21 protein-coding genes are annotated in these 26,440 nt (G+C 64.8%); 15 read left to right on the top strand and 6 right to left on the bottom strand.

What is annotated here, in order from left to right; genetic code table 11:
* Positions 1–24: 24 nt before the first annotated feature.
* The 3 genes from QCE73_RS31725 (at position 25) to QCE73_RS31715 (ending at position 3,727) form a co-directional block, all read left to right on the top strand.
* Entirely contained in the window at positions 25–2,325 is a 2,301-nt protein-coding gene (locus QCE73_RS31725) for a VTT domain-containing protein (protein ID WP_309885011.1), read from the top strand.
* A complete protein-coding gene (locus QCE73_RS31720) occupies positions 2,322–3,047 on the top strand; it encodes an endonuclease/exonuclease/phosphatase family protein (RefSeq protein ID WP_309885010.1) in 726 nt (241 codons plus the stop codon). Before QCE73_RS31725 ends, QCE73_RS31720 begins: the two co-directional genes overlap by 4 nt.
* A gap of 221 nt (positions 3,048–3,268) precedes the next feature.
* The gene (locus QCE73_RS31715) at positions 3,269–3,727 is read left to right on the top strand and encodes an HU family DNA-binding protein (RefSeq protein ID WP_035509301.1); all 459 of its coding nucleotides are present in this window, start codon (positions 3,269–3,271) and stop codon (positions 3,725–3,727) included.
* Between the two features lie 113 nt (positions 3,728–3,840).
* On the opposite strand, the gene QCE73_RS31710 is transcribed toward QCE73_RS31715, so the two are convergent.
* Positions 3,841–4,740, bottom strand: a complete 900-nt coding sequence (locus QCE73_RS31710) for a LysR family transcriptional regulator (protein ID WP_309885009.1) — start codon at positions 4,738–4,740, stop codon at positions 3,841–3,843.
* Positions 4,741–4,855: 115 nt separating this feature from the next.
* Between QCE73_RS31710 and QCE73_RS31705 the strand changes: the two genes are divergently transcribed.
* A complete protein-coding gene (locus tag QCE73_RS31705; protein WP_309885008.1) occupies positions 4,856–5,599 on the top strand; it encodes an SDR family oxidoreductase in 744 nt (247 codons plus the stop codon).
* A 7-nt stretch (positions 5,600–5,606) separates the two neighbouring features.
* On the opposite strand, the gene QCE73_RS31700 is transcribed toward QCE73_RS31705, so the two are convergent.
* Entirely contained in the window at positions 5,607–7,187 is a 1,581-nt protein-coding gene (locus QCE73_RS31700; protein WP_309885007.1) for an exonuclease domain-containing protein, read from the bottom strand.
* Positions 7,188–7,326: 139 nt separating this feature from the next.
* On the opposite strand from QCE73_RS31700, the gene QCE73_RS31695 reads away from it, so the two are divergent.
* The 4 genes from QCE73_RS31695 to QCE73_RS31680 all read left to right on the top strand — a co-directional run bounded on the left by QCE73_RS31695 (position 7,327) and on the right by QCE73_RS31680 (position 11,444).
* A complete protein-coding gene (locus QCE73_RS31695; protein WP_309885295.1) occupies positions 7,327–8,733 on the top strand; it encodes a circularly permuted type 2 ATP-grasp protein in 1,407 nt (468 codons plus the stop codon).
* A 22-nt stretch (positions 8,734–8,755) separates the two neighbouring features.
* Positions 8,756–9,709 carry an alpha-E domain-containing protein gene (locus QCE73_RS31690; protein ID WP_035509292.1) on the top strand — a complete coding sequence of 318 codons (954 nt, stop codon included), beginning with the start codon at positions 8,756–8,758 and terminating at the stop codon, positions 9,707–9,709.
* 3 nt (positions 9,710–9,712) lie between these two features.
* Complete coding sequence (locus QCE73_RS31685; RefSeq protein ID WP_309885006.1) at positions 9,713–10,510, top strand: transglutaminase family protein; 798 nt, start codon at positions 9,713–9,715, stop codon at positions 10,508–10,510.
* A gap of 67 nt (positions 10,511–10,577) precedes the next feature.
* Positions 10,578–11,444 (top strand): proteasome-type protease, encoded by an 867-nt coding sequence (locus QCE73_RS31680; protein ID WP_075583951.1) that lies wholly within the window; start codon positions 10,578–10,580, stop codon positions 11,442–11,444.
* Positions 11,445–11,554: 110 nt separating this feature from the next.
* Here QCE73_RS31680 and QCE73_RS31675 read toward each other — a convergent pair whose 3' ends face one another.
* Positions 11,555–12,709 carry a porin gene (locus QCE73_RS31675; protein WP_309885005.1) on the bottom strand — a complete coding sequence of 385 codons (1,155 nt, stop codon included), beginning with the start codon at positions 12,707–12,709 and terminating at the stop codon, positions 11,555–11,557.
* Between the two features lie 322 nt (positions 12,710–13,031).
* Positions 13,032–14,375, bottom strand: a complete 1,344-nt coding sequence (locus tag QCE73_RS31670) for a YihY/virulence factor BrkB family protein (protein ID WP_035509355.1) — start codon at positions 14,373–14,375, stop codon at positions 13,032–13,034.
* 231 nt (positions 14,376–14,606) lie between these two features.
* On the opposite strand from QCE73_RS31670, the gene fdnG reads away from it, so the two are divergent.
* The 3 genes from fdnG to QCE73_RS31655 are packed head-to-tail and all read left to right on the top strand — an operon-like array spanning position 14,607 to position 19,267.
* Positions 14,607–17,675 carry a formate dehydrogenase-N subunit alpha gene (gene fdnG / locus QCE73_RS31665; RefSeq protein ID WP_309885004.1) on the top strand — a complete coding sequence of 1,023 codons (3,069 nt, stop codon included), beginning with the start codon at positions 14,607–14,609 and terminating at the stop codon, positions 17,673–17,675.
* A gap of 10 nt (positions 17,676–17,685) precedes the next feature.
* A complete protein-coding gene (fdxH, locus tag QCE73_RS31660) occupies positions 17,686–18,630 on the top strand; it encodes a formate dehydrogenase subunit beta (protein ID WP_309885003.1) in 945 nt (314 codons plus the stop codon).
* Positions 18,617–19,267 (top strand): formate dehydrogenase subunit gamma, encoded by a 651-nt coding sequence (locus QCE73_RS31655; protein ID WP_035509275.1) that lies wholly within the window; start codon positions 18,617–18,619, stop codon positions 19,265–19,267. Before fdxH ends, QCE73_RS31655 begins: the two co-directional genes overlap by 14 nt.
* Positions 19,268–19,277: 10 nt before the next feature.
* On the opposite strand, the gene QCE73_RS31650 is transcribed toward QCE73_RS31655, so the two are convergent.
* The gene (locus QCE73_RS31650; protein ID WP_035509273.1) at positions 19,278–19,628 is read right to left on the bottom strand and encodes a type II toxin-antitoxin system ChpB family toxin; all 351 of its coding nucleotides are present in this window, start codon (positions 19,626–19,628) and stop codon (positions 19,278–19,280) included.
* Complete coding sequence (locus tag QCE73_RS31645; RefSeq protein ID WP_035509269.1) at positions 19,622–19,873, bottom strand: AbrB/MazE/SpoVT family DNA-binding domain-containing protein; 252 nt, start codon at positions 19,871–19,873, stop codon at positions 19,622–19,624. Before QCE73_RS31645 ends, QCE73_RS31650 begins: the two co-directional genes overlap by 7 nt.
* Positions 19,874–20,061: 188 nt before the next feature.
* On the opposite strand from QCE73_RS31645, the gene fdhE reads away from it, so the two are divergent.
* The 4 genes from fdhE to QCE73_RS31625 are packed head-to-tail and all read left to right on the top strand — an operon-like array spanning position 20,062 to position 26,412.
* Positions 20,062–21,036 carry a formate dehydrogenase accessory protein FdhE gene (gene fdhE, locus QCE73_RS31640; RefSeq protein ID WP_309885002.1) on the top strand — a complete coding sequence of 325 codons (975 nt, stop codon included), beginning with the start codon at positions 20,062–20,064 and terminating at the stop codon, positions 21,034–21,036.
* On the top strand, positions 21,033–22,469 hold the full coding sequence (selA, locus tag QCE73_RS31635) for an L-seryl-tRNA(Sec) selenium transferase (protein ID WP_309885001.1): 1,437 nt from the start codon (positions 21,033–21,035) through the stop codon (positions 22,467–22,469). The genes fdhE and selA overlap by 4 nt, the downstream gene beginning before the upstream one ends.
* A complete protein-coding gene (selB, locus tag QCE73_RS31630) occupies positions 22,466–24,373 on the top strand; it encodes a selenocysteine-specific translation elongation factor (RefSeq protein WP_309884999.1) in 1,908 nt (635 codons plus the stop codon). The genes selA and selB overlap by 4 nt, the downstream gene beginning before the upstream one ends.
* A 35-nt stretch (positions 24,374–24,408) precedes the next feature.
* Entirely contained in the window at positions 24,409–26,412 is a 2,004-nt protein-coding gene (locus QCE73_RS31625) for a VTT domain-containing protein (RefSeq protein ID WP_309884998.1), read from the top strand.
* Positions 26,413–26,440 lie beyond the last annotated feature (28 nt).

The raw sequence follows: 26,440 nt of genomic DNA, 5'->3' as shown, positions 1-26,440 counted from the left end.
GACGCGGAGTGCTGTCGGGAGCACATGAGTCAAGCCAACCACGACGAGCCGTTTTTCCAGCCAGAACGCAATTGCGCGAGCGTGCGTCATGCCGAGCGCTTCAGCTTGCTCATCGACGGCGCGGATTATTTCCGCGTGCTGCGCGAGGCGCTCACGCGCGCCGAACGCACCGTGTTCATCCTCGGCTGGGACATTGACAGCCGCATGAAGCTCACGCCCGAAGGCGCGGACGACGGCTATCCCGAAGCGCTCGGCGATTTTCTGCACGCGATCACGGGCGACAAGCGACGCCTGCGCATCTACATTCTCGCGTGGGATTTCGCGATGCTCTATGCATTCGAGCGCGAGTGGCTGCCGGTCTACAAGATGGGCTGGCGCACGAACCGGCGCATCGCGTTCCAGATGGACGGCAGGCATCCGCTCGGCGGCTCGCAGCATCAGAAGATCGTCGTGATCGACGATCGCCTCGCGTTCGTCGGCGGTCTCGATCTCACGCGCTCGCGCTGGGATACGACCGCGCACGCGCCCGACGAGCCGCTGCGCCGCGATGCGAACGGCGCGGCCTATCAGCCGTTCCACGACGTCCACACCATGTTCGACGGCGACGCCGCACGCGAGATCGGCCTGCTCGCCCGCGAACGATGGGCGCGCGCCTGCGACAAGCGCCTCGCGATCCGCGCGCATCGCGCGGCCTTTCAGCAAGACCCGTGGCCGCCTTCGCGACGCGTCGATCTCGATGATGTCGATATCGCCATCTCGCTCACCGAGCCCGACTATCTCGGCCGCGAACCGGTGCAGCAGATTCGCACGCAGTATCTCGACGCCATCGCGCGGGCGCGGCGCAGCATCTATATCGAGAACCAGTACTTCACGTCGGGCACGGTCGGCGCCGCGCTCGCCGATTCGCTCGCGCGCGAGGACGGCCCCGATCTCGCCATCGTCGTGCCGCGCAATCAGAGCGGCTGGCTTCAGGAAGTGTCGATGGGCGTGCTGCGCGCGCGCCTGCACACGCTGCTCAGGCGCGCCGATACGCATGGCCGCTACCGGCTCTTGTGCCCGAGCGTGCCGAATCTCGGCGACGAGATCGTCAACGTGCACAGCAAGCTGATGATCGTCGACGATGAATTGCTGATCGTTGGCTCGGCCAACCTGAACAATCGCTCGATGGTGCTCGACAGCGAGTGCAACGTGTCGATCGACGCGGGCGCCGATGCGCGCATCCGCCGCGCGATCGCCACGATGCGCGACACGCTGCTCGCGGAGCATCTCGGTTGCGAGGTCGCGGATGTCGTGCGCGAGCGCGACGCGCGAGGCGGCATGAACGCCGCGATTCAGGCGCTGCTGCGCGATCGAGACGAACATCGCACGCTGGTGCCGCTCGACCCGCAAGTGTCGATGGAACTCGATCAACTGATTCCGCCCGAAGCGCTGATCGATCCCGAAACGCCAATCGCCGCCGACGAACTCGTCGATCAGTTCGTGCCCGCAGAGAAGACGCGCCCGCTCATCGGACGCTTCGCGCTGCTCGGCGTGTTCGCGCTGATGATCGTAGGCGTGGCGGCACTGTGGCACTGGACGCCGCTCGGCGATTACGCGAACCTGAAGTCGCTCACGAACGCAACGCGCCATATCGACTCGCTGCCGCTCGCGCCGTTGTGGATCGTCGTCTGTTATGTCGCTGCTGCGGTCATGTCGGTGCCGATCACGCTGCTCATTGCGGCGACGGGCCTCGTCTTCGGCGCGTCATGGGGCGGCGCATACGCGTTCCTCGGTACGACGATCGCGGCCGCCATTTCCTATTCGCTCGGCAACTGGCTCGGCCGCGATGCGGTGCGCAAGCTCGCGGGCGCGCGCGTGAACCGGCTGTCCGAGCGCGTCGCGAAGCGCGGCATCGTCGCGGTGGTCGTGTTGCGACTCCTGCCGGTCGCGCCGTTTGCGATCGTCAATCTGGTCGCGGGCGCATCGCATATCCGCATGCGCGACTTCATGATCGGCACGATGCTCGGCATGGGTCCGGGCATCTTTCTGACGGTCGCGTTCGCGCATCAGCTCGTCGCATCGCTGCATCGGCCGACGATCGGCTCGTTCGCGGTGCTGATCGGCATCGGCGCGGTGTTGATCGGCGTGTCGCTGCTGCTGCAGCGCTTTCTCGGCCGCGCGGATCAGAAGGAAGCCCACGAAGGCGCGCCAGGCGATGCCGACAAGCCGCGCGCAAGCGACGAAGCCCGGCGCGCGAGCGAGCTGCGCGAAACCGGCACGATGCCGCGCGATGCGGCGGCGCGCGCATCGACGAGAAACGAGCGGCCCGACGAGGTCAGCTCATGACGTCGATGCGTGGCGAGCTGCGTATCGCGACCTACAACCTGCATGGCGCGATAGGCATCGACGGGAAGTTTTCGCCGGAGCGCATCGGCGCAGTGCTCGCGGAGATCGATGCCGACATCTTCGCGCTACAGGAAGTGCCGCTCGGCGGCAGCGGCTCGCCCGATGTGCTCGACGTGCTGCAACGCATGACGAACCTTCACGCGGTCGCGGGCCCGACGCTCGATACGCCCGAGCGCCGTTACGGCAACGCGGTGCTCACGCGCTATCCGGTGCGCGCGGTGCGCACGCTCGATCTGTCGTTCAGAAGCCGCGAGCCGCGCGGCGCACTCGATGCCGACATCGATTGCGGCGGCGAACTATGGCGCGTCGTCGCGACGCATCTCGGTCTTGCATCGAGCGAGCGGCGTGCACAAGTGGAGCAAGTGTTGCAAAACTTCGATACGCCCGCGCTGCCCGTGATCCTGCTCGGCGATCTCAACGAGTGGTTCGTCTATGGCCGCACGTTGCGGCGGCTCGTTACGCACTTTCATCGCGCGAGCGCGTTGCGCACCTTTCCGACGCGCTATCCGCTCTTCGCGCTCGATCGCATCTGGGTGCATCCCGGCGAGCGTCTCATGCGTGTCGACGTGCATCGCACACGGCTGTCGCGCATCGCTTCCGATCACTATCCGCTCATCGCTCACATCGCGCATCGCGCGTTTGCATCGTCCACGCAGGGTTAAAACGCATGACGTGTTCGATGTAAACGCAGCGAAGCACATGGCGAATGATGCCTTCATGGCTCGCGTGTCAGCGCGACACCACGAAAAACCCCTATAAAAACGATATAAAAGCGCAAAAGACTCGCACGAACTCGCTTGGCCTATGTAGAATCCGGCGTGATACGAACGCATCGGTGCGAACGTATTCGAATATCACTGACCAAAAAACAGGTAGGAGAAACATGCCGACTTCCGCTAAAACCGCTGCAAAGAAGGCCCCGGCCAAGAAGGCCACGGCGAAGACCGCCGCCGCACCGGCGAAGAAAGCTGCAGCACCGAAGGTTGCCGCGAAGAAAGTAGCCGCGAAGAAGACCACGGGCGCTCCCACGCCGATCAAGGATACGTTCACGAAGGCATCGCTCGCGACGCATCTCGCAGATCGCGCCGCTGTCGATCTGAAGGCTGTGAAGGCCGTGCTGGTCGCGCTGGAAGACACCATCCTCGGTTCGATCCACAAGAAGGGCGCTGGCGAATTCACGCTGTCGGGCCTGCTGAAGATCTCCGCGCAATCCGTGCCGGCGAAGAAGAAGCGCTTCGGCAAGGACCCGTTCACGGGCGCCGAGCGCTGGTTCCCGGCCAAGCCGGCAAGCGTTCGCATCAAGGCGCGCGCGTTGAAGAAGCTGAAGGACGCAGCGGCTTAAGTTTCTTTAGCCTGCGTTGCGGCTTTGGTTTCGTTGGCGAAATCGAAGCTCGATGAAAAAGAGGCCAGCTTCCCTTCAGTGGGATGCTGGCCTCTTTTGCTTGTGCGTTTCGATCAGCCGCGCACGTTGAATGGCGCGAAGACCTCGCTCAACCAGTCCGCGAAAACCCGTACGCGCGCGGAGAGCTGACGGTTCTGCGGATAGAGCACGGAGACGGGCATGGGCGGAGGCGGAAGGTCTGGAAGCACGACTTGCAGACGGCCATCGGCGAGGGCATCGTCGATGTGATAGCGCGGCACCTGCACAATGCCGAGCCCCGCGATCGCCGCTTGCGTATAGAGTTCGACGCCCGACACCGAAACCGCCGCCCGCAATTCGATGGTCTCGATACGCTCATCGACCGTGAATTCCAGCGGCAGCACGCGGCCCGTCGCGCTCGATACGAAGTTCACCGCGCGATGCGACGCCAGCGCTTCGAGATCGTCCGGCACGCCTTCACGCGCGAGATACGCGGGACTCGCCACGCTCACCTGTTCGAGCAGTGCAACGCGCCGGCCGATCATCGACGAATCCTGCAACGTGCCCGCGCGCAGCACGCAATCCACGCCTTCGCGCACGAGATCGACGAGCCTGTCGTCCTCGCCGATATGCAGTTCGATCTGCGCATGCCGTTCGAGAAACGCGGGCAGTCCCGGCATGACGAAGTGCCGCGCGAGCGTGCCTTGCAGGTTCACGCGCAACAGACCCTTCGGCGCCGTATGTCTGAACGAGCCTTCCGCTTCCTCCAGATCGGCGATCAGACGCACGCAACGCCGATAGTGTTCCTCGCCGTCATGCGTGAGACGCACGGTGCGCGTCGTGCGTTCGAGCAGACGCGCGCCGAGCCGCTCTTCCATGCGCTTCATCAGATTGGTGACGGTGGCGCGCGGTATCTGCAGATCGTCGGCGGCCTGCGTGAAGCTGTGCCGCTCCGCGATGCGCACGAAGACCTGCATTTCCTGGAATCGATCCATGAGCTCGAGATTGTTGAAGCAACTGGAACGATGATACTAAGCCACACGCGATGATCGCGGAAACGGAATGATTCATCATGCTCTCCATCGAACAGCTTTCCTTGAGGAGCACATCATGAGTCAGATCAATACGAAGCGCGTGGCCGTCGTCACGGGTGCATCGCGCGGCATCGGCGCACAGATCGCGCGGCGTCTCGCGCGCGACGGCTTCGCGGTTGCGGTGAACTATGCGTCGAGCGCGAAGGAAGCGGATGCGCTCGTCGCCGAATTGCGCGAAGCGGGAAGCGCATCGATCGCGGTGAAGGCGGATGTCGCCAAAGCCGACGACGTGCGCCGCATGTTCGAGACCGTCGAAGCGGAGCTCGGCAAGATCGATGCGCTGATCAATAACGCGGGCGTGCTCAAGACCGTGCCGCTCGCCGACACGAGCGACGCGCTCTACGACCAGACCTTCGATATCAACGTGCGCGGCACCTTCAACACGCTTCGCGAAGCGGCGGCGCGCATGAACGGCGGCGGGCGCATCGTCAATTTCTCGAGCACGACGCTCGCGCTCAACATGCCCGGCTACGCGATCTACAACGCGACGAAGGCCGCGGTCGAATCGTTCACGCATGTCTTCGCGAAGGAGTTGCGCGGACGCGGCATCACGGTGAATGCGGTTGCACCGGGGCCGGTGGCGACGTCGCTCTTTCTCGACGGCAAGACCGACGAACAGATCGCCACGTTCTCGAAGATGCCGCCGCTGGAAAGACTCGGTCAGCCGGACGATATCGCGTCGGTCGTCGCGTTTCTCGTCGGGCCGGATGCGGGCTGGGTCAACGGACAGGTGCTGCGCGCAAACGGCGGCATCGCGTGAGCCGCGCCTAGAACATCAGCGCGAACTGATCGATTGCGATGGCGCGCGGCTTCGTCGCGCGTTTCGTCGGCTGTGCGATGGTCGCGGCGACCGCGCGCACAGGCGCATCCTGTACGACGAGATGAAACGCCGGACGTGCATCGCAGGCGATCCACGCAAGTTGCCCGGACGCGAGACGTTTCGCGATCAGGCTGTACACATCGGAATCGAACGGGCGCAGATCGGGTGCATCGGCGAGCAGTTGCGCGATGTCGGCGCGCGTCGCGCATGTGCCGATATAGCACCAACGATCGATCACGTGCCATGCCTCGCGGCCGGTTTGTTCGTCGCGCTCGGCGATGGCGATCGGCCCTTCATGCGGCCATTTCACGAGCCGCGCATGGTCGAGCGCGGCGAGCGCGCGCGCCGCGTGTTCCGCGAGCGCTTCGGCTCCCGCGCACGATCCTAGGCAGCGTTTCACCTGATAGCCGAAGCAGCCGCGCCCGCGCGACAGCGGCGCTTTTTCGAGTCCGAGCGTCGCATGGCAGAGCGTGTGCTCGTCGGCGACATGGCGCATGAACTCGAGCGCCTTCGCCCGCGATGCGAACACGCCGAAGAGATGATCCTCGCGCGACAGATCGCGCCGGTTCGCCTTCACGAGCGCCGGCGCGCTCGCGCCCGGCAGCCACTGCCACGCGCACGTTCCCGACGCGCCCTTCAGCAGACGGTTGTGCGTCGGCTTCAATGCCTTCACGAGCTTCGCTTCGAGCAGCAGCGCGCCGAGTTCCCCGACCGTCTCCCGGCATTCGATGCGACGGATGGCCTGCGAGATCGACAAGTCCTTCTGAAGCCTGTGATCGCCCGAAAAATGGGCCGCGACGCGCTGTTTCACGTTGATGCTCTTGCCGACATAGAGCGGTACGTCGTCGTCGCCGTGAAAGAGATAGACGCCGGGCGTCGATGGCAACGCATCGAGCGCGCCTTCGGGCAGCGCGGCGGGCAGGCTCGCGCGCCGCACCAGCGTTTTGATGGCGGCATCGACGAGATCCTGCGAATAGAGCGCGTGAATCTTTTGCCAGAACTGCCATAAGAGATCGGCATCGGCGAGCGCGCGATGGCGTCCTTCGGGCGCGAGATTCAGCCGCGCGATGAGCGCATCGAGACCATGCCGCTCCACCGATGGAAAGAGCGCGCGCGAGAGCCGCACCGTGCACAGCGTATCCGCGCGAAACGCGATGCCCGCGCGCCGGAACTCGTTCTTGAGAAAGCCGTAATCGAAGCGCGCGTTGTGCGCGACGAAGAGCTTGCCATGAAGACGTTCGGCGAGCGCGGGCGCGAGCGATTCGAAGCTCGGCTGGCCGCGCAGCATCGAATCTTCGATGCCGGTCAGGCGCGAGATGAACGGCGGCACCGGCACGCCCGGATCGACGAGCACGCTCCAGCGCTCGATGCCCGCCGTGCTCGCTTCCACCACGCCGATTTCGGTGATGCGATCCTCGGTTGCGTTCGAGCCCGTGGTTTCCAGATCGACGAACACGATCGGGCGCGCGAGTCCCGCGAGCAGGGCATCGGCGAGGGAATCGGGTTCGTCTTCGAGCGCGTCGGACATGGGTGAAACGTTGAGCATGAACGCCGAGTCTAGCGCAAACGGGCATGCACCATCGCGGCACGTTAAAAAATTCGCACGCGCGAAGTGCTTTCGTTCGATACTGCGAAAAAGCCGCTGAAACAACGCGAAGGACGCAATGATGCAGATCTACGATGAAATGCGTCAGGACGACTCCGTGCGCCGTCACTACGCACGGTTTTCGCGCTGGCTCGCAATGCAGAGCCCCGAGACGATCGCGCGCAAGCGGGCGGAGGCGGACGTGCTGTTCCGGCGCGTCGGCATCACCTTCGCGGTGAACGGCGACCTGTCCGGCACCGAGCGGCTGATTCCCTTCGACATGATTCCGCGCATCATTCCCGGCGACGAATGGCGCGTGCTCGAAGCCGGTCTGCGGCAGCGCGTGCAGGCGCTCAATCTCTTTCTGCACGATGTCTATCACAACGGCGATATCGTGCTCGCCGGGCGCATTCCCGCGGAGCAGGTCTATACGAATGCGCAGTATCGGCCGGAGATACAGGGCGTGGACGTGCCGCTCGACGTGTACGCGCATATCGCGGGCGTCGATGTCGTGCGCGCGGGCGGCGCGGGCGAGTTCTACGTGCTCGAAGACAATCTGCGTGTGCCATCGGGCGTCTCGTACATGCTCGAAAACCGCAAGATGATGATGCGGCTCTTCCCCGAACTGTTCGTGCAGAACCGCGTCGCGCCGGTCGCGCATTATCCCGATCTGCTGCTGGAGACCCTGCGTTCGATCGCGCCCGAAGGTGTCGACGATCCGGCCGTCGTCGTGCTGACGCCCGGCATGTACAACTCGGCTTACTTCGAGCACACGTTCCTTGCGCAGCAGATGGGCGTGGAGCTCGTCGAAGGCAAGGATCTCTTCGTCGACGACAACTACGTCTTCATGCGCACGACGCACGGGCCGCGCCGCGTCGACGTGATCTATCGCCGCGTGGACGACGACTTTCTCGATCCGCTCGCGTTCCGCGCGGATTCGGCGCTCGGCATTCCGGGCTTGCTGACGTCGTATCGCGCGGGCCGCGTGACGCTCGCGAACGCGATGGGCACCGGCATCGCCGACGACAAATCGATCTATCCGTTCGTGCCCGACATGATCGAGTTTTATCTCGGCGAGAAACCGATCCTCAACAATGTGCCCACATATCAGTGCCGCAAGCCGGACGATCTCGCGTACACGCTCGCGCATCTGCCGGAGCTCGTCGTGAAGGAAGTGCACGGCGCGGGCGGCTACGGCATGCTCGTCGGGCCGGCATCGACGAAGGACGAGATCGAGGCGTTCCGCTTGCTGCTGCTCGCGCGGCCCGAAGGCTATATCGCCCAGCCGACGCTCGCGCTTTCCGCCTGCCCGACCTTCGTGGACGCGGGCATCGCGCCGCGTCATATCGATTTGCGGCCGTTCGTGCTCTCCGGCCGCGAAGTGTCGATGTGCGCGGGCGGCCTCACGCGCGTCGCGCTGCGGGAAGGCTCGCTCGTCGTCAATTCGTCGCAAGGCGGCGGGACGAAAGATACCTGGATGGTCGATTGATTCACTCACCGCACATGACCTCATGCTGAGCCGCACTGCCGATCACCTGTTCTGGATGGCGCGCTACATGGAACGCGCGGAGAACACCGCGCGCATGCTCGACATCGACATGGAAGGCGCGCTCCTGCCGCAAACGCCCGAACAGGAGGCGCGCGGGCAACGCTCGGTGCTGAAGATATCCGAGCTGGAGGAGATGTTCGACGAGCGTCATCCGGGATCGTCCTCGCGCGACGACATGCTGCATTTCATGGTCGCCGATGCGCGCAATCCGTCGAGCATCCTCTCGTGTTTGCAGGCGACGCGCGAGAACGCGCGCGCGGTGCGCGGCACGCTCACGACGGAAGGCTGGGAGACGATCAACTTCACGTGGCTCGAATTCAATCAGCGGCTCGCGAACCGGGAGCTCGAAACGGGCCCGGATGCGCTGTTCGAATGGGTCAAGTACCGCTCCAATCTGTGCCGCGGCGTGATGCAGGGCACCGCGCTGCGCGACGACGCGTTCTTCTTCATGCAACTCGGCGCCTATCTCGAACGCGCGGACAACACGGCGCGCATTCTCGATGTGCGCTTCGCCGACGCGACGCCCAACTCGCGCGAGGCGGCGCGCCAGCTCGAAGACTTCTATTACTGGACGTCGATTCTCAGTTCCGTGTCGGCGCTGGAGATCTATCGCAAGGTGTATCGCGATGTCGTGACGCCGGCGCGCGTCGTCGAACTGCTGATTCTCAACGAGCAGATGCCGCGCTCGCTGCTTGCCTCGCTCGATGGCGTCTGCGATACGCTCGCGAAGCTGCGCACGGATGCGTCGAAGGATTGCGAGCGCTTCGCGGGCAAGTTGCGCGCGGACGTGCTGTACTCCGACATCCGGCTGATTCTGGAGACGGGCGTGCACGCGTGGCTCACGCAGTTCCTGAAGCGCGTCGATGAACTCGGCCTGCGCGTGATGCACACTTTCCTCATGTTGCAGATTGCGTGAATCATGCTGCTGACCATACGCCACGACATCCGCTACCACTACGCCACGCCGGTGACGTATTCGATCCGGCAGTTTCGCGTGAGTCCGGCAAGCGGGGCTTCGCAGATCGTGCGGCACTGGCATGTCGAAGCGCCGGGCAAGCTCGATGCTGCGCGCGACGCCTATGGCAACGCGCTGCACACGCTCGTGCTGACGAAGCCGCACAGCGAGATTCACGTGAGCGTGACGGGCGAAGTCGCGACCGAAGCGCTGCCCGATGGCCGTCTCTTCGACGAAGCCGGGCCGATTCCGCTCGAGCATTTCACCTGCGCGACGCCGCTCACGATGCCCGATGCCGCGATCCGCGCGCTCGCGCACAGCGTGCCGTCGCTCGATACGCCCGCGTCGCTCGTCTCGCTGGCGGAGCGCATCGGTGAAAGCGTGCAGTATCGCAGCGAGCCGGCGTATGCCGCGGGCACGGCCGCGCAGGCGCTCGCGAGCGGCCTCGGCGATGCGCGCGATCTCGCGCATCTGCTGCTCGCGTGCTGCCGTGCGCGAGGTGTGCCCGCGCGCTGCGTGAGCGGCTATTTCGACGCTGGCACGGACGAAGCCGTGACGATGCACGCATGGACCGATGTCTGGGTGGAGCACGGCTGGGTGTCGCTGGATGCGACGCAGGGCGCGTTCGCGGGCGAGCGTCACTGCCGGCTCGCGGTGGCGCGGGACTACGAGGCGGCGGCGCCCGTGCGCGGCTCGCGCGTGGGCGGCAAGGAGGAGACGCTCTCGGTGCATGTCGGCATCGACACGCTGTGGGATCAGTAACGGGAGGGATGCGACGCGCGTTCGCGCTCAGTACAATGAGGGTTTGCTTGTTTCAGGATCGATTGACATGACTTATTGCGTGGGCATGTGCGTGGACGAGGGACTCGTGTTCCTGTCCGACACGCGCACCAACGCCGGCGTGGACCACGTGAGCGCCGCGCGCAAGATGGTTGTTTTCGAACAACCGGGCGAGCGCGTGATCGTTCTGCTCGCGGCGGGCAATCTCGCGCTGACCCAGGCCGTGACGCATCTGCTCGCGGAACCGACCGATCCCGGCGCACCCACGCTCTACAGCGCGCCGACGATGGCGGAAGCGGCGCGTATCGTCGGCGATGCGGTGCGGGAGGTGCATCGGCGCGATGCGCTGTCGCTCGCGGAGTTCAGCGTCGACTTCAATTGCAGCTTCATCCTCGGCGGACAAATTTGCGGCCAGCCGCCGCGTCTCTTCATGATCTACGCGGCCGGCAATTTCATCGAATCGACGCGCGTGTCGCCGTATTTTCAGATCGGCGAATCGAAGTACGGCAAGCCGATCATCGATCGCGTCATCACGCCGGCATCGCCGCTCGACGAAGCCGCGAAATGCGCGCTCATTTCGATGGATTCGACTCTGCGCTCGAATCTTTCTGTCGGTCTGCCGCTCGATCTGCTGGTCTATGAAAAGGACTCGCTGCGCGTCACGCGTTTCGCCACGCTCGACAACAACAGCGCCTATTACCAGATGATCAACAAGACGTGGGGCGAGCGTCTGAGGCAGCTTTTCGGCGAGATTCCGAACCCTTCCTGGACCGAGCTCGACAACGTCCCGCTGCGCCCGCGCGAAACGCGCAGCACGGTTCCGCGGCTCGTCATCGGCGACCTGCCGTGCCCGGGCGCACCCGCGCAGACACTCGCGGAAGACGTCGAAAAGAACGGCAACGCGCCGCAACTCTGACTTAACAATCGCGAGCACGAAAAAAAACAGCCATCGGAAAACCGATGGCTGTTCGAGCGTACTGCGTTCCTCCCGACGCGGCACTTGCGTGCCGCGCCAGTCGGTTGTTCTTAGAACTTGTGGCGCAGACCGATGAGCACCAGTTCCTGGTGGCTGCGGCCGCTGGCGAAACCGAAGTCGCTGATCGAGGCTTGCGCTTCTTGCGTCGTGCCGTCCGCGTTGCGCTGCGTGCCGCTCGCGTGCTGATAGGCGCCGACAGCGTAGACGTCGGTGCGCTTCGACAGCGAGTAGTCGGCGCCCAGGCTGACCTGGTGGTAGTTCGCCGAGGTGTCGCCGCTTGCGTGCGTGTACGTGTAGCCCAGACCGAGCAGCGTTGCCGGCGTCAGTTGGAAGTTCAGGTACGTGTTGGCCACGTTGAACTTCTCTTGTTCCCGGAACGTCGAGTTGCCGTCGTTCTTGTACTGCGCGAAGCTGTACGAAGCGCCGACCGTGAACGGACCGAACACGTACTGGCCTGCACCGCGCGCGATACCGATCGCGTGGGCCGTGTCGTAGCCGGCGTTGATCACCGTGTTGAACAGCGAGTCCGACGACGGGCTGTTCCAGCCGGTCGCGCGGTTCGCCGACGGGTTGTTCACGTACAAGTAGCTGGCCGCGATCGAGAACGGACCGTTGCCGTACGTTGCCGCACCGCCCCAGGTCTGGCCCTGGCCGGTCGTGCCCGCCAGGTTGCTGAAGCCGTAGATGCCTTCGAACTGGAAGCCACCGAACACCGGCGAAACGTACTTGACGGCGTTGTTCACGCGCAGGCTGTTGTCGTAGTTGTCGACGTCGCCCGGCGTAGCGAACGCTGCGCCCCAGTAGTTGTCGCCCGTGAGGCCCTGAACCATGTCCACCGACGGGTCATACTGACGACCCAACGTGACCGTACCCCACTGGTTGCCGCTCAAACCGACGAACGCTTGACGGCCGAACAGGCGACCGCCCTGGTTCGACTGGCCCGTGCCCGGATCGAAGCCGCTTTCCAACTGGAAGATTGCCTTCAGGCCGCCACCCAGGTCTTCCTGACCCTTCAAGCCCCAACGCGGGCCGGAGAGCGTGCCGTTGACCATGCCGAACAGATGGTCGCCGTTTTCGTTGGCGTGGCTCACGTAAGCGAGGCCAGTGTCGATCACGCCATAAAGCGTGACGCTGCTTTGTGCTTGCGCCGCACCTGCTGCGCCGAGGAGCGCCAGCGAGAGGGACGTCAGTGCGATTCGTTTCATCGAATTCTCCACGCGAATGATTAAAATCGTTGTTGCCGGCGCAGAGAATAACGCAACGTTTCGTAACTTAAGAAACGAAAAAATATTGACTGTCTCGAAAAACACACACTCAGGTCGGACGCCCGCCTGTAAAGGTTCTCCGGCAGTCTAAAAACGAATTTTGGGAGACAGGCGTGTCTTGGAAAAGTTCCGCGCGCAATCGGACATTCGAATAGCGATTTTTAGCAGCGATATTCGATTACGCTCGATTCAAATAACAAACCGCTTTCTCGACGGCTGATTTTTCGGATTGGATGGACAGCCGTGTTGCAGCGCGCGAAAGTCAGTTTCGAAAGTCCGATGCATCCTCGCGTGCGGAATCGCGCCGCGACAAAAGCGCAACCGCCATTCCCGCGCTCGCCGCGAAAAGCACCGCGCGCCACGGATGCCGCCGCACCGCCGCGTTTGCATTCGACGCCTTGCGGCCGGCGCCGACCATCGCGAGCGCGGTGACGCGAGTCGCAGTCGATTCCGCCCGCGCCAGCTTGCGCGACAACTCCAGCGCACGCGCCACGGCGGACACCTTCTTGCGCGCCTGTCCCGTCAGTTGCTGCGCGTGCTGCGCGCGGGCGCCGATCGCGCGTCGCGCGCTCGCCGGGACCGGCGCATCCACGCGAGCGCCCGCCGGCGTGACCGGCGCGGCCGTCGATGCGCCGGCGGCAAGCGGCGTCGCGGAGCGGGTCGATGCGGCGAGCATCGAGCCGATCTTCGCGCGGCTTCCGGGCGGCACGCGGCCGTTGTTCTGCTGTCCCCACGCGCCGCGCGGATCGTGCAGACGCGCGCGCGCCGCCGAGAACTCCGCGCCGAGCAGGAGCACGGCGGCGGAGAAGTACAGCCACATCAGGAGCACCGCGAGCGATCCCGCCGCGCCGAACGCGCTCGCGGTGCCCGCGTGCGTCAGATACAGCGCGAACAGCTTCTTGCCCGCGGAGAACAGCAGCGCGGCGACGAGCCCGCCGACGAGCGCATCGCGCCATTCCACCGGGGCATCGGGCAAGAACTTGAGCAGTGCGCCGAACGCGACCGTGAGAATCGCGAGGCCGACGGCGAGTTGCACGACATCGCCGACGATCACGAACGGCGAATTCGCCCACAGCCACATGCCGACCGCCTGAATCGCGGTATCGAGCACGAGCGAAACGATCAGCAGAAACGCGACGCCGAGCACGAGCCCGAACGACACGAGCCGCACGCGCACCATCGCCATGACGCTGGAGCGTTGTTCGCCGGTCATCGGCCAGACGATATTGAGCGCCGTATTGAGCGATGAAAACGTCGCCGACGCGCCGACCGCCAGCAGCACGAACGAAATGATCGCGGCGATGCCGGTCCCGCCGCTGCGATGCGCATTCTCGACGATGCTCTGCACGCCGGAGGCGGCCTGATCGCCCAGGAGTCCGTTCACCTGATGAAAGAGCTGCCCGCGCGCGGCTTCCGGCCCGAACACCCAGCCCGCGACGGCGATCACCATGACCAGTGTGGGCGCAAGCGAGAACGCCGAGTAGAAGGCGATGCTCGCGGCCATCGCGGCGCAGCGGTTTTCCGAGAACTGCTTGAGCGCGCCGAGCACCCAGGAAGCATCTTTTTTCACGACCGCTTCGATCTTCTGCGTGGACACGGAACTCATGACGACCTCTCGATTCGATTCGATGATGGAGCGCGGATGCCCGGCAATGTTCATCCGAGCGAGCACGTTCCATTCCAGAACATGCGCAAGCGGGCCTGCGATTTGCTAAACGAGCGAGGTTTGTGTCGGCGCACGGGCGCATTGGTGCAAACACCGTGTCAACCCGTCTGCGAGATGTAATCGGTCACCATATACTCTAGAAACCCACTTTACGACGCGTCGAGGGCAATCATGCTCCAGATGTCACGGCGACAGTTCCTGAAGGTCTCCGCGAGCACGCTGGCCGGTTCGAGCCTGGTGGCAATGGGCTTCTCTCCGGCACCCGCGCTTGCCGAAGTCCGGCAGTACAAACTGTCGCGTACCACGGAAACGCGCAATACCTGTCCGTACTGCTCGGTCGGGTGCGGCATCCTGATGTACGGCCTCGGCGACAACGCCAAGAATGCGAAGGCCAGCATCATCCATATCGAAGGCGATCCGGATCATCCGGTCAATCGGGGCACGCTCTGCCCGAAAGGCGCCTCGCTCATCGACTTCATTCATAGCCCGAGCCGGCTGCTGTATCCCGAGCATCGCGCGCCGGGGTCGAACGAGTGGAAACGCATCTCGTGGGAAGAGGCGCTCGACCGCATCGCCGTGCTGCTCAAGGAAGATCGTGATGCGAATTTCGTCGAGACCACGCCCGACGGCAAGAAGGTCAATCGCTGGCTGACCTCGGGCTTTCTCGCGGCGTCGGCGGGGAGCAACGAGGTCGGCTATCTGACGCACAAGACCGTGCGTAGCTGGGGGATGCTCGCATTCGACAATCAGGCGCGTGTCTGACATGGCCCGACGGTGGCAGGTCTTGCCCCGACGTTTGGCCGTGGAGCGATGACGAACCATTGGGTCGACATCAAGAACACGGACCTGATTCTCGTGATGGGCGGCAACGCAGCCGAAGCGCACCCGTGCGGTTTCAAGTGGGTGACCGAGGCGAAGGCGCATCGGCGTGCGCGGCTCATCGTCGTGGACCCGCGCTTCACGCGCACGGCATCGGTCGCGGATTTCTACGCGCCGATTCGCACCGGCACGGACATCGCGTTCCTGGGCGGCGTCATCAACTATCTGCTCACGAACGACAAGATCCAGCACGAGTACGTGAAGAATTACACGGACATGTCGTTCATCGTGCGCGAGGACTTCGCGTTCAAGGACGGCCTGTTCTCCGGCTACGACGCTGAAAAACGCAAGTACGACAAATCGAGCTGGGACTACGAGCGCGGCGACGACGGCTACGTGAAGACCGATCCGACGTTGCAGGATCCGCGCTGCGTCTACAACCTGCTGAAGCAGCATTACGCCGCCTACACGCCCGAGATGGTGACGAAAGTCTGCGGCACGCCGACCGACAAGTTCCTCAAGGTATGCGAGATGCTCGCGACGACCGCCGCGCCGAATCGCGCGGGCACGATCCTCTATGCGCTCGGCTGGACGCATCACTCGGTCGGCGCGCAGATGATCCGCACGGGCGCGATGGTGCAGCTTCTGCTCGGCAACATCGGCATCGCGGGCGGCGGCATGAACGCGCTGCGCGGGCATTCGAACATTCAGGGCCTGACGGACCTCGGCCTGATGTCGAACCTGCTGCCCGGCTACATGACCTTGCCGATGGAAGGCGAACAGGACTACGAGGCGTTCATCAAGAAGCGCGCGGCGCAGCCGCTGCGGCCGAATCAGTTGAGCTACTGGAAGAACTATCGCGCGTTCCACGTGAGCTTCATGAAATCGTGGTGGGGCGACAACGCGACGGCAGAAAACAACTTCGGATTCGACTACCTGCCCAAGCTCGACAAGTCCTACGACATGCTCCAGGTGTTCGAGCTGATGGCCGCGGGCAAGATGAACGGCTATATCTGCCAGGGCTTCAATCCGCTCGCGGCGGCGCCGAACAAGGCGAAGATCGGGCTGGGTCTGTCGAAGCTGAAGTGGCTCGTCATCATGGACCCGCTCGCGACGGAAACGTCGGAGTTCTGGAAGAACCACGGCGAATTCAACGATGTCGATGCGTCGAAAATCCAGACTGAAGTCTTCCGTCTGCCGACGAGTTGTTTCGCGGAAGAGCGCGGCTCGCTCGTGAGTTCGTCGCGGGTGCTGCAATGGCACTGGCAGGGCACGACGCCCCCCGGCGAGGCGAAGAGCGACCTGGAGATCATGTCGGGCCTGTGGCTGCGCATGCGCAAGGCGTATCAGGAGAAGGGCGGAAAGTATCCCGATCCGATCCTGAAGATGACGTGGCCGTATGCGGACCCGGAAAGCCCGACGCCCGAAGAGATGGCGATGGAGTTCAACGGCCGCGCGCTCGCCGACGTCACCGATCCCGCCGATCAGACGAAAGTGCTCGCGAAACGCGGCGAGCAGCTCGCGAGCTTCGCGCAACTGCGCGACGACGGCTCGACCGCGAGCGGTTGCTGGATCTTCTGCGGCTCGTGGACCCAGGCGGGCAATCAGATGGGCCGGCGCGACAACTCGGACCCGACGGGCATCGGCCAGACGCTCGGCTGGGCGTGGGCATGGCCGGCGAACCGCCGCGTGCTGTACAACCGCGCATCGTGCGATGTGAACGGCAAGCCGTTCGATCCGTCGAGAAAGCTCGTCGCGTGGAACGGACGCGCATGGACGGGCGCGGACATCCCCGACTTCAAGGCCGACGAGCCACCGGACAAGGGCATGAGCCCCTTCATCATGAACCCGGAAGGCGTAGCGCGTTTCTTCGCGCGCGACGGCATGAACGAAGGACCGTTCCCCGCGCATTACGAACCGTTCGAAACGCCGCTCGGCTACAACCCGTTCTTCCCGGACAACAAGGCCGTGACGAGCAATCCGGCCGCGCGCGTATTCCCGGACGATCGCGCCGCGTTCGGCACCGCCGACAAGTTCCCGAACACCGCGACCACCTACCGGCTCACCGAGCACTTCCACTACTGGACCAAGCACGCGCGCCTGAACGCGATCGTGCAGCCGCAGCAGTTCGTGGAGATCGGCGAGGAGCATGCGAAGGAAGTGGGCGTCGTCGCGGGGGATCGCGTGAAGGTGTCGAGCAATCGCGGGCATATCGTCGCGGTGGCGCTCGTCACCAAACGCATCAAGCCGTTGATGGTGGAGGGCAAGAAGGTGCACACCGTCGGCCTGCCGTTGCACTGGGGCTTCAAGGGCCTCGCGCAGCCGGGCTATCTCGTCAACACTCTCACGCCTTCCGTGGGCGACGGAAACTCGCAGACACCCGAGTTCAAGTCGTTTCTCGTGAAGGTAGAGAAGGCATAAGGGGGACGAGATGGCTCTGCAATCGCTCGATATCAAGCGTCTCTCGGCGACGACCGTGCCGCAGACGCAGGTGCGCGAGCCGGTCACGGGGACGGTGGCGAAACTCATCGACGTGTCGAAGTGCATCGGCTGCAAGGCGTGTCAGACGGCCTGCATGGAGTGGAACGACCTGCGCGACGACATCGGTCACACGACCGGCGTCTACGACAACCCGCGCGACCTCACGGAGCATTCGTGGACGGTGATGCGCTTCACCGAATACGAGAATCCGAAGGGCGACCTCGAATGGCTGATCCGCAAGGACGGCTGCATGCATTGCGAGGATCCGGGCTGTCTGAAGGCGTGTCCGTCGCCGGGCGCGATCGTGCAGTACACGAACGGCATCGTGGATTTTCACGAGGAGAACTGCATCGGTTGCGGGTATTGCATCACCGGCTGTCCGTTCAACATTCCGCGGCTCTCGAAGGAAGATCATCGCGTGTACAAGTGCACGCTGTGCTCGGATCGCGTCGCGGTCGGACAGGAACCCGCGTGCGTGAAGACGTGCCCGACCGGCGCGATCATGTTCGGCACCAAGGTGGACATGCAGGCGCAGGCGGCGGAGCGTATCGAAGACTTGAAGGAGCGCGGCTTCGCGAACGCGGGACTATACGATCCGGCGGGCGTGGGCGGCACGCATGTGATGTACGTGCTGCATCACGCCGATCAGCCGGAGCTGTATCACGGGCTTGCTAAAGACCCGCACATCAGCCCGCTCGTGTCGATCTGGAAGGGCGTGACGAAGCCGCTCGCGATGGCGGGCATCGCGCTGGCGGCGCTCGCGGGCTTCTTCCATTACACGCGCATCGGGCCGAACGAAGTCAGCGAGGAAGACGAACTGGAAGCGCACCGCGAAGCGGAAGAGATGCGGCGTCGGCGGGAAGGCGGACAGGAGCGCGAAGATGAAACACGATAGCGAACTGCGTGACGTGAAGGGCCATCGTCTGATCGTGCGCTATACGCCGAACGAACGCACGAATCACTGGATCACCGCGATCACGTTCGTGCTGCTCGCGCTTTCCGGGCTCGCGATGTTCCATCCGTCGATGTCATGGCTCTATGCGATTTTCGGCGGCGGGCAGTGGACGCGCATTCTGCATCCGTTCGTGGGCTGCGTGATGTTCATCTCGTTCCTGATCCTCGCGCTGCGCTTCTGGCATCACAACTATCTGGACCGGAACGACATCCAGTGGATGAAGCAGATGAACGACGTGCTCACCAATCGCGAGGATCGTCTGCCGGAAATCGGCAAATACAACGCGGGGCAGAAGCTGCTGTTCTTCGTGATGGTCGCGAGCCTCGTGCTGCTGCTGCTGAGCGGGATCGTGATATGGCGCGCGTACTTCGCGTTCTATTTTCCGATCACGGTGATTCGCATCGCGTCGGTCGTGCATGCGGCGACGGCGTTCGTGCTGATCGTGTCGATCATCGTGCATATCTACGCCGCGCTGTGGGTGAAAGGGTCGATCGGCGCGATGACGCGCGGCACGGTCACGTATGGATGGGCGAGGAAGCATCATCCGCGGTGGTTCAGGGATGTGATCGGGAAGTAGAGGCCGGGGTTCAGTCGAGAATGGTTTGGAGACGCGCGAGTGCATCGTTGATGACTTCGGCCGGGGCGCGTTCGATCTTCCGCGCGCCGCGGGCTTCGAGGTCGAGTGTGCGGATCATGTTGACGAGCGCGACACCCTGCGTTTCTGTTCCAGAGCCCGACAGAGGGACCGCGAATCCGGCGAAACGCGCGAAGTTGCCGCCTTGCGTAATGGGCGCGACGAGGGCGACGCCCATTGCGTTGAACACGGCAGGCGAAAGCACGAGCGCAGGCCGGAAGTCGCCTTGTTGTTCATGTCCGAGGGCCGGATTCAGATTCACCCGCACGATGTCGCCGCGTTCGAACTTGACGCGTCTTACCATGCTTCACGCCCCACCGGTTTAGTGTCGTTCCATGCGGCCAGGTCTTCGGGAAGCGGCGCCTTCGGATCGCACTGCGCAACCAGATCCTCGAGCGAATATCTGGGACGCGCCGGCGCAAGCACGATGCCCTCGGGGCGAACTTCCACGGTCAACCTGTCGCCCAACGAGAGATGAACCTGGTCGAGCAAGGTCGCAGGAAGCCGGACCGCCGCGCTGTTGCCCCATTTTTGAATCGTGAGTTCCATTTCAATCTCCGGGATGTATCGCCACTGTAGATACGTCGGCCTCGACGGTCAACGCAAATGTATCTTCATTGTAGATACAATGGCTGACCGGAAGCAGGCAATTCAGTCAGTCTCCTCCTTCGAACAAGCTGATATCCTTGGATGGAGCGTCGAGCAACCAGAATCAGAACTCCGCGAGGAAACCTTCCGTGGTCCAACGCATAGTCGAAGCCGCGCGAATCGAATCGCTCGATCCATCGGCGATTCCGCGCTTGCGCATGCCCGAGCGCGCAACGATATTCGCCGCGCGCGCCGCGCGTCTTCAGCACCTCGCCGACGCGAGCAATCCCATCGCCGGTTATTTGCGGCTGATGGCCGCGCTCGCCGATGCCCAGCAGCGCGTGCTCACGAGCTTCAGTGCGCCGATGCCCTCGCGCGCATCGATCGAACTGAACCAGCGCCATTCGATGCCGATCGTCCCCGCGCTTAGCGATGCGCGCGATCCCGCGTGGCGCGACGTGCTCTTCATGCTGCTCGACAGCATCGAGGCCGCCGGCGCGCTGACACCCGCGCTCACGCAACTCGTCGGCCGCCTGCGTGCGCTGGACGCCGCTGCGCTCGACGGTCACGCCGATGCGATCCTCGCGCTGCGCTTCGCCGAGATCGATCCGGCCGCGGCCCCCTTCATCGCGGCCGCGCTGCAAGTCGTGTGGACCGATCTCGCGAGCCGCATCGACACGAACGACGTGCCGTATCTCGACACGCCCGGCGTATGTCCCGTCTGCGGTTCGGTGCCGGTGGCGAGCATCGTGCGCGTCGGCGGTGTGTACGACGGCTATCGCTACGCGCAATGCGGCCTCTGCGCGACGGAGCTTCACGTGGTCCGCGCCAAGTGCACGAACTGCGATTCGACCAAGGGCATCGCCTATCACGTGATGGGCACCGGCGACGAACCCGAAAGCGAGAAGTCCGCGAGGGCGAAGAGCGCGCCGCTCAAGGCGGAGTCGTGCGACGAATGCGGCACGTATCGCAAGATCGGCTATCAGGAGAAGGCCTACGATTTCGAGCCCTACGCCGACGATCTCGCGAGCCTCACGCTCGACCTGTTGATGGGCGAGGCCGGCTATCGGCGCGCGTCGCCTCATCCGTGGCTGTGGCCCGAACTTTCGGAAGACGATCGATGAGCGACGTCAAAGGCGGCGAGGGCGGCGAACTGCGCGCATTGATGGCCCGTGTGCCGTCGGTCGAGCGCGTGCTCGCATCGGCGGAATTCGAGGCGGTGATCGCCGCATACGGGCGCACGCAGACGCTCGCCGCGTTGCGCGAGACACTCGACGCATGGCGCGCCGATGCGCAGGCAGGCCGCGCATCCGTCGATGCCCTGAGCGATGCGCAACTCGCGCGCACGGTCGATGCGCGGCTCGCGAAGCGCGCGCGCAGCAGCGTGCGCAGCGTCTTCAATCTGACGGGCACGGTGCTGCACACCAACCTGGGCCGCGCACTCCTGCCCGACGAAGCGGTGCGGGCGGTGGCCGAGATTCTCACGCGGCCCGCGAACCTCGAATTCGATCTCGACACGGGCGCGCGCGGCGATCGCGACGATCTCATCAACGGCCTGATCTGCGAGCTGACCGGCGCCGAAGCCGCGACGGTCGTGAACAACAACGCGGCGGCCGTGCTGCTCACGCTGTCCGCGCTCGCATCGCGCAAGGAAGTGATCGTGTCGCGCGGCGAGCTCGTCGAAATCGGCGGCGCGTTTCGCATCCCCGACATCATGAGCCGCGCGGGCGCGAAGCTGCGCGAGGTCGGCACGACGAATCGCACGCATCTGAAAGACTACGACGAAGCAATCAACGCAAAAACCGCGCTGCTGATGAAGGTCCATTGCAGCAACTACGCGGTGAGCGGCTTCACGAAGGAAGTGACGCTCGCGGAACTCGCGCCGCTCGCGAAAGCGCGCGGGCTGCCCGTCGCGATGGATCTCGGCAGCGGCACGCTCGTCGATCTCGCGCAATGGGGCTTGCCGCGCGAAGCGACGGTGCGCGAGACCGTCGCGGCGGGCGCGGATCTCGTCACCTTCAGCGGCGACAAGCTGCTCGGCGGGCCGCAGGCGGGGCTGATCGTCGGGCGGCGCGAACTCATCGCGAAGATCAAGAAGCATCCGCTGAAGCGCGCATTGCGCGTCGGCAAGCTGACGCTCGCGGCGCTCGAAGCGGTGTTGCGCCTGTATCGCGCGCCTGAAACGCTGGCCGAACGTCTCACGACCTTGCGTCTGCTCACGCGCCCCGCCGACGCCATGAGGCTCGCGGCCGAGCGCATCGAGCCTGCGTTGCAGGCTTTTGTCGGCGGCGAATTCACGGTCGGCGCCGAACCGATGTTCAGCCAGATCGGCAGCGGCGCGTTGCCCGTCGATGTGTTGCCGAGCTACGGACTCGCGGTGCGCCTCGCGAGCGGCAAGCGTCCGGGCGGCGCGCTCAACCGCATCGAAAAGCGGCTGCGCGACTTGCCGCGACCGGTGCTCGGGCGCATCGCGGACAACGCCTTGCGGCTCGATCTGCGCTGTCTCGAAGAGGCCGATGAAGCCGCGTTCGTCGCGCAACTGGAAGCACGCGAATGATCGTCGGCACGGCGGGGCATATCGACCACGGCAAGACCACGCTCGTGCGCGCGTTGTCGGGGGTGGACACCGATCGGCTGAAGGAAGAGAAGGCGCGCGGCATCTCGATCGAACTGGGTTATGCGTACGTGCCTTTGGACGACGGCGGCGTGCTCGGCTTCATCGACGTGCCCGGACACGAGAAGCTCGTGCACACGATGGCGGCGGGCGCGTGCGGCATCGACTTCGCGTTGCTCGTGATCGCCGCCGACGATGGCGTGATGCCGCAGACACGCGAGCATCTCGCGATACTCGAACTGCTCGGCGTGACGCGCGGCACGGTCGCGGTGACCAAGTGCGATCGCGTGGAGGCATCGCGCGTGCGCGAGGTGCATGCGCAAATCGAAGCGCTGCTCGCGGACGGCCCGTTGCGCGGCGCACCGTTGTTCGACACCGACGCAACCAGAGCCGACGATGCAGGCGTCGCCGCACTGGACGCGCATCTTCGCGATGCCGCCGCGCACTGGCAAACGCGCCGCGACGACGGCTTTTTCCGGCTCGCGGTCGATCGCGTGTTCACGTTGACGGGACAAGGCACGATCGCGACCGGCACGGTCTTCGCGGGCCGCGTGAACGTCGGCGACATGCTGGCGCTCGCGCCGCGCGAACCGTCCGGTGCGCCCGTGCGCGTGCGCAGCATTCACGCGCAGAACCGCGCGGCGCAGACGGGTGGAGCGGGCGAGCGCTGCGCGCTCAATCTCGCGGGCATCGACAAGGATGCGCTCGCGCGTGGCGACTGGATCGTCGATGCGCGGCTCGCGCGTGCATCCGAACGGCTCGATGTCGAACTCACCTTGCTCGCGGACGCGCAACTCACGCTCACGCATTGGGCGCCCTTGCATGTGCATCTCGGTACGACGCATCGCGTCGCGCATGTCGCGCTGCTCGAAGCCGACACGCTGGCATCGGGGCACACGGCGCGCGTGCAACTCGTCTTCGATCAACCGGTTTGCGCGCTGCCCGGCGACCGCTTCATCGTGCGCAATGCGCAGGCGAACCGGACGGTCGGCGGCGGACGTGTGCTCGATCCGTTCGCGCCCGCTCGCAAGCGCCGCACGCCGCAGCGCCGCGCATGGCTCGATGCGCTCGTCGCGATGCTGGACACGGGCCGCGTCGATGCGCTCTTCGAGGAAGCGCCGTATGGCCTGCCGCGCTCGCTGATCGAGCATCTGCGCGGACGATCGATATCGCCGGAAGGCCTGCGCGCGGTATCGACGCACGACGACACGCTTTACATTGCATCGCGTCATTGGGACGCCATGACAACGCGCCTCAACGATGCGCTCGCCGCATTCCACGAACGCTTTCCCGATGAGCAGGGCCCAGACGCCGCGCGCCTGCGCCGCATGGCCGCGCCGCTCGCGCCCGATGCGCTGTGGCGCGCACTCGTCGACGATGCGGCGGCGAGCGGATCGATCGCGAGAAGCGGGCCGTGGCTGCATCTGCCATCGCATGCGGTGACGCTCGACGAACGGGAAGAAACGCTGGCGCGCGCGGTGCTCGCATCGCTCGAAGAAGGGCGTTTCGAGCCGCCGTGGGTGCGCGATCTCGCCCGCGCGCACGGCATCGGCGAGGACGAGATGCGCAGGCTCCTCAAAAAGCTCGCGCGCCGCGGCGACGTTTATCAGGTCGTGCGCGATCTGTTCTACTGCCGCGCGTCGATCGGCGCATTGGCGGACCTCGTCGCGCAGCAGGCGCAAACGCAGGGCGGCGCGATCGGCGCGGCCGATTTCCGCGATGCGAGTGCGCTCGGGCGCAAACGCGCGATACAGATTTTGGAGTTCTTCGACCGGGTTGGGTACACTCGATTCCACCGCGACCTTCACCTGTTGCGCGGCGATAGCCGCTGGCACGGGTCCGTCTGACGATTGCGCATTAGCGCATTCGCCTGTCGATCACGATGGAGCATTCCTACTTCAAGCTGTTGCACCTCTTGTCGGGCCACCCGGAGTGGGCGCTCGCGGTGGTGCTGCTCGCGTCGTTTCTCGAATCGGTCGCGTTCATCGGCACCTTCGTGCCGGGCAGCACCGCGATGTTCATCGCCGGTGCGCTCGTCGGCGCGGGCGCGCTGAATCTCGGCTGGGTATTCGTCTGCGCGATTGCGGGCGCCATCGCCGGCGACGCCGCGAGCTTCTGGTTCGGACAGCACTATGCGGACAGAATCGCGCAGATGTGGCCGTTTCGCGCGCATCCGGGCGCGCTCGTCGCCGGCAAGAAATATTTCGATGCGCACGGCGCGAAGAGCGTCGTGCTCGCGCGCTTCGTTGCGCCGATGCGCGCCGTCGTGCCCGTCGTCGCGGGCGTCGCGGGCATGACGCCCGCGCGGTTCCTCGTCGTCAACATCCTGAGCGCGCTCATCTGGGCGCCGACGCATATCCTGCCGGGCGTCGTGTTCGGCGCGTCGATCGAACTGGCGGGCGCGGTGTCGATCCGGCTCGTCGTGATCCTGATCATCGTCACCGCGCTCTGCTGGATCGTGTTCAATCTCACGCGGCTGATCGTGTCGCACGCGATGCGCTGGACCATCGCGTCGCGCGAAGCGCTGCTCGCGTGGGCGCAGACGGGCGATGGCCTGCCGGCGCGGCTCGTGTCGCGCGCGCTCGATCCGGGCAATCCGGCGACCGGCCTCATCGTGACGATCTCGGTGCTGCTGCTCGCCTCCGCGATCCTCTTTTTCTCGGTGCTCGCGAATGTCGCGCGCGGCACATCGATCGTGCAGGTCGATGTGTCGATCTATCGGCTGCTGCAATCGTTCCGCTCGACCTGGGCCGATTCGATCCTCGACGGCGCGGCGACCCTCGGCAGCACGCAAACGCTGCTCGCGCTCGGCGCGATGGTCATCGTGTGGATGAGCTTCGAGCGGCGCTGGCGCACGGTCGCATACTGGGTCGTCGCGGTGGCGTTTTCGCAGTTGCTCGTCGCGGCGATCCGCTTCACCGCGCACGAGCCGGTGCCGGTTTCCTTCGCGCCGACCGAGCACAGCTTTCCGAGCAGCCATGTGGCGGCGACGGTCGTGATCTACGGCTTTCTCGCGTTTTTGCTGCTGCGGCGCGTGGGTTTGCTGACGGGCGTATTCATCGCGACGGCGACATCGGCCATCGTCACGGCGGTCGGCCTCGCGGGGTTGTATTTCGGCCGCTTCACCATCTCCGATGCGCTCGGCAGCGCGGCGCTCGCGGCCGCGTGGGTCTTTCTGATCGCGCTCACGGCCGTATGGCGCAACCCCGGCAAACCGAAACCGCGGCCCCTGATGCCGATCGCCGTGCTGGCCGTGATCTGCGCGAGCGTCGCGCTGCAACTGAGCGACGACACGGAGGCGCATAGCGCCGCGCCTTCGACCGTCGTCATCACGCCGATTCAGTGGACCGATACGGTGTGGCGCACGTTTTCGTGCTATCGGGCGAACATGGAGGGCGATCGTCGCGAGCCGATCACCGTGCAATGGGCGGCGACGCCCGAGCAGATTCGCGCGCAGTTGATGTCGCGCGGCTGGACGGAGGTATCGCATGTAAGCTTGAAGAGCGTGATGTCGGTGGTGTTGCCGAATGCGCCCGCGATCGAATTGCCCGCGTTGCCGCGCCTGAATAACGGCGAGCCGTCGAAGCTCGTGTTCGCGCGCTCGTCCCGAGGCGCCGACGAGCGCGACGTGCTGCGCTTCTGGCCGACGCATTACGAAGTGCGGCAGGGCGCGGGCGCGCCGCCTGCGCCGATCTGGCTCGGTTCGGTCGTGCACGAGCGCCTGCGGCGTCCGTCGTGGCCGTTCAACGTGCTGAGACCGGACCGGCGCGTCGATCCGATGGCCTTCGATCAGGGCGAGGCATCGCCCTGGCGCGGCATCGAAATTGCGAGTAGTGCGGGATGTGGAAGCGTGCCGGTGATGCTCGTCGAGTCGAGGTCCGAATGAGGTTTCGATTGATGCGTCGCGGGTCATC

The sequence above is a fragment of the Caballeronia sp. LZ029 genome (assembly GCF_031451275.1).
In the GTDB taxonomy this organism is placed as follows: Bacteria; Pseudomonadota; Gammaproteobacteria; order Burkholderiales; family Burkholderiaceae; genus Caballeronia; species Caballeronia jiangsuensis.
This window is presented reverse-complemented; position numbering and strand designations above follow the sequence as displayed.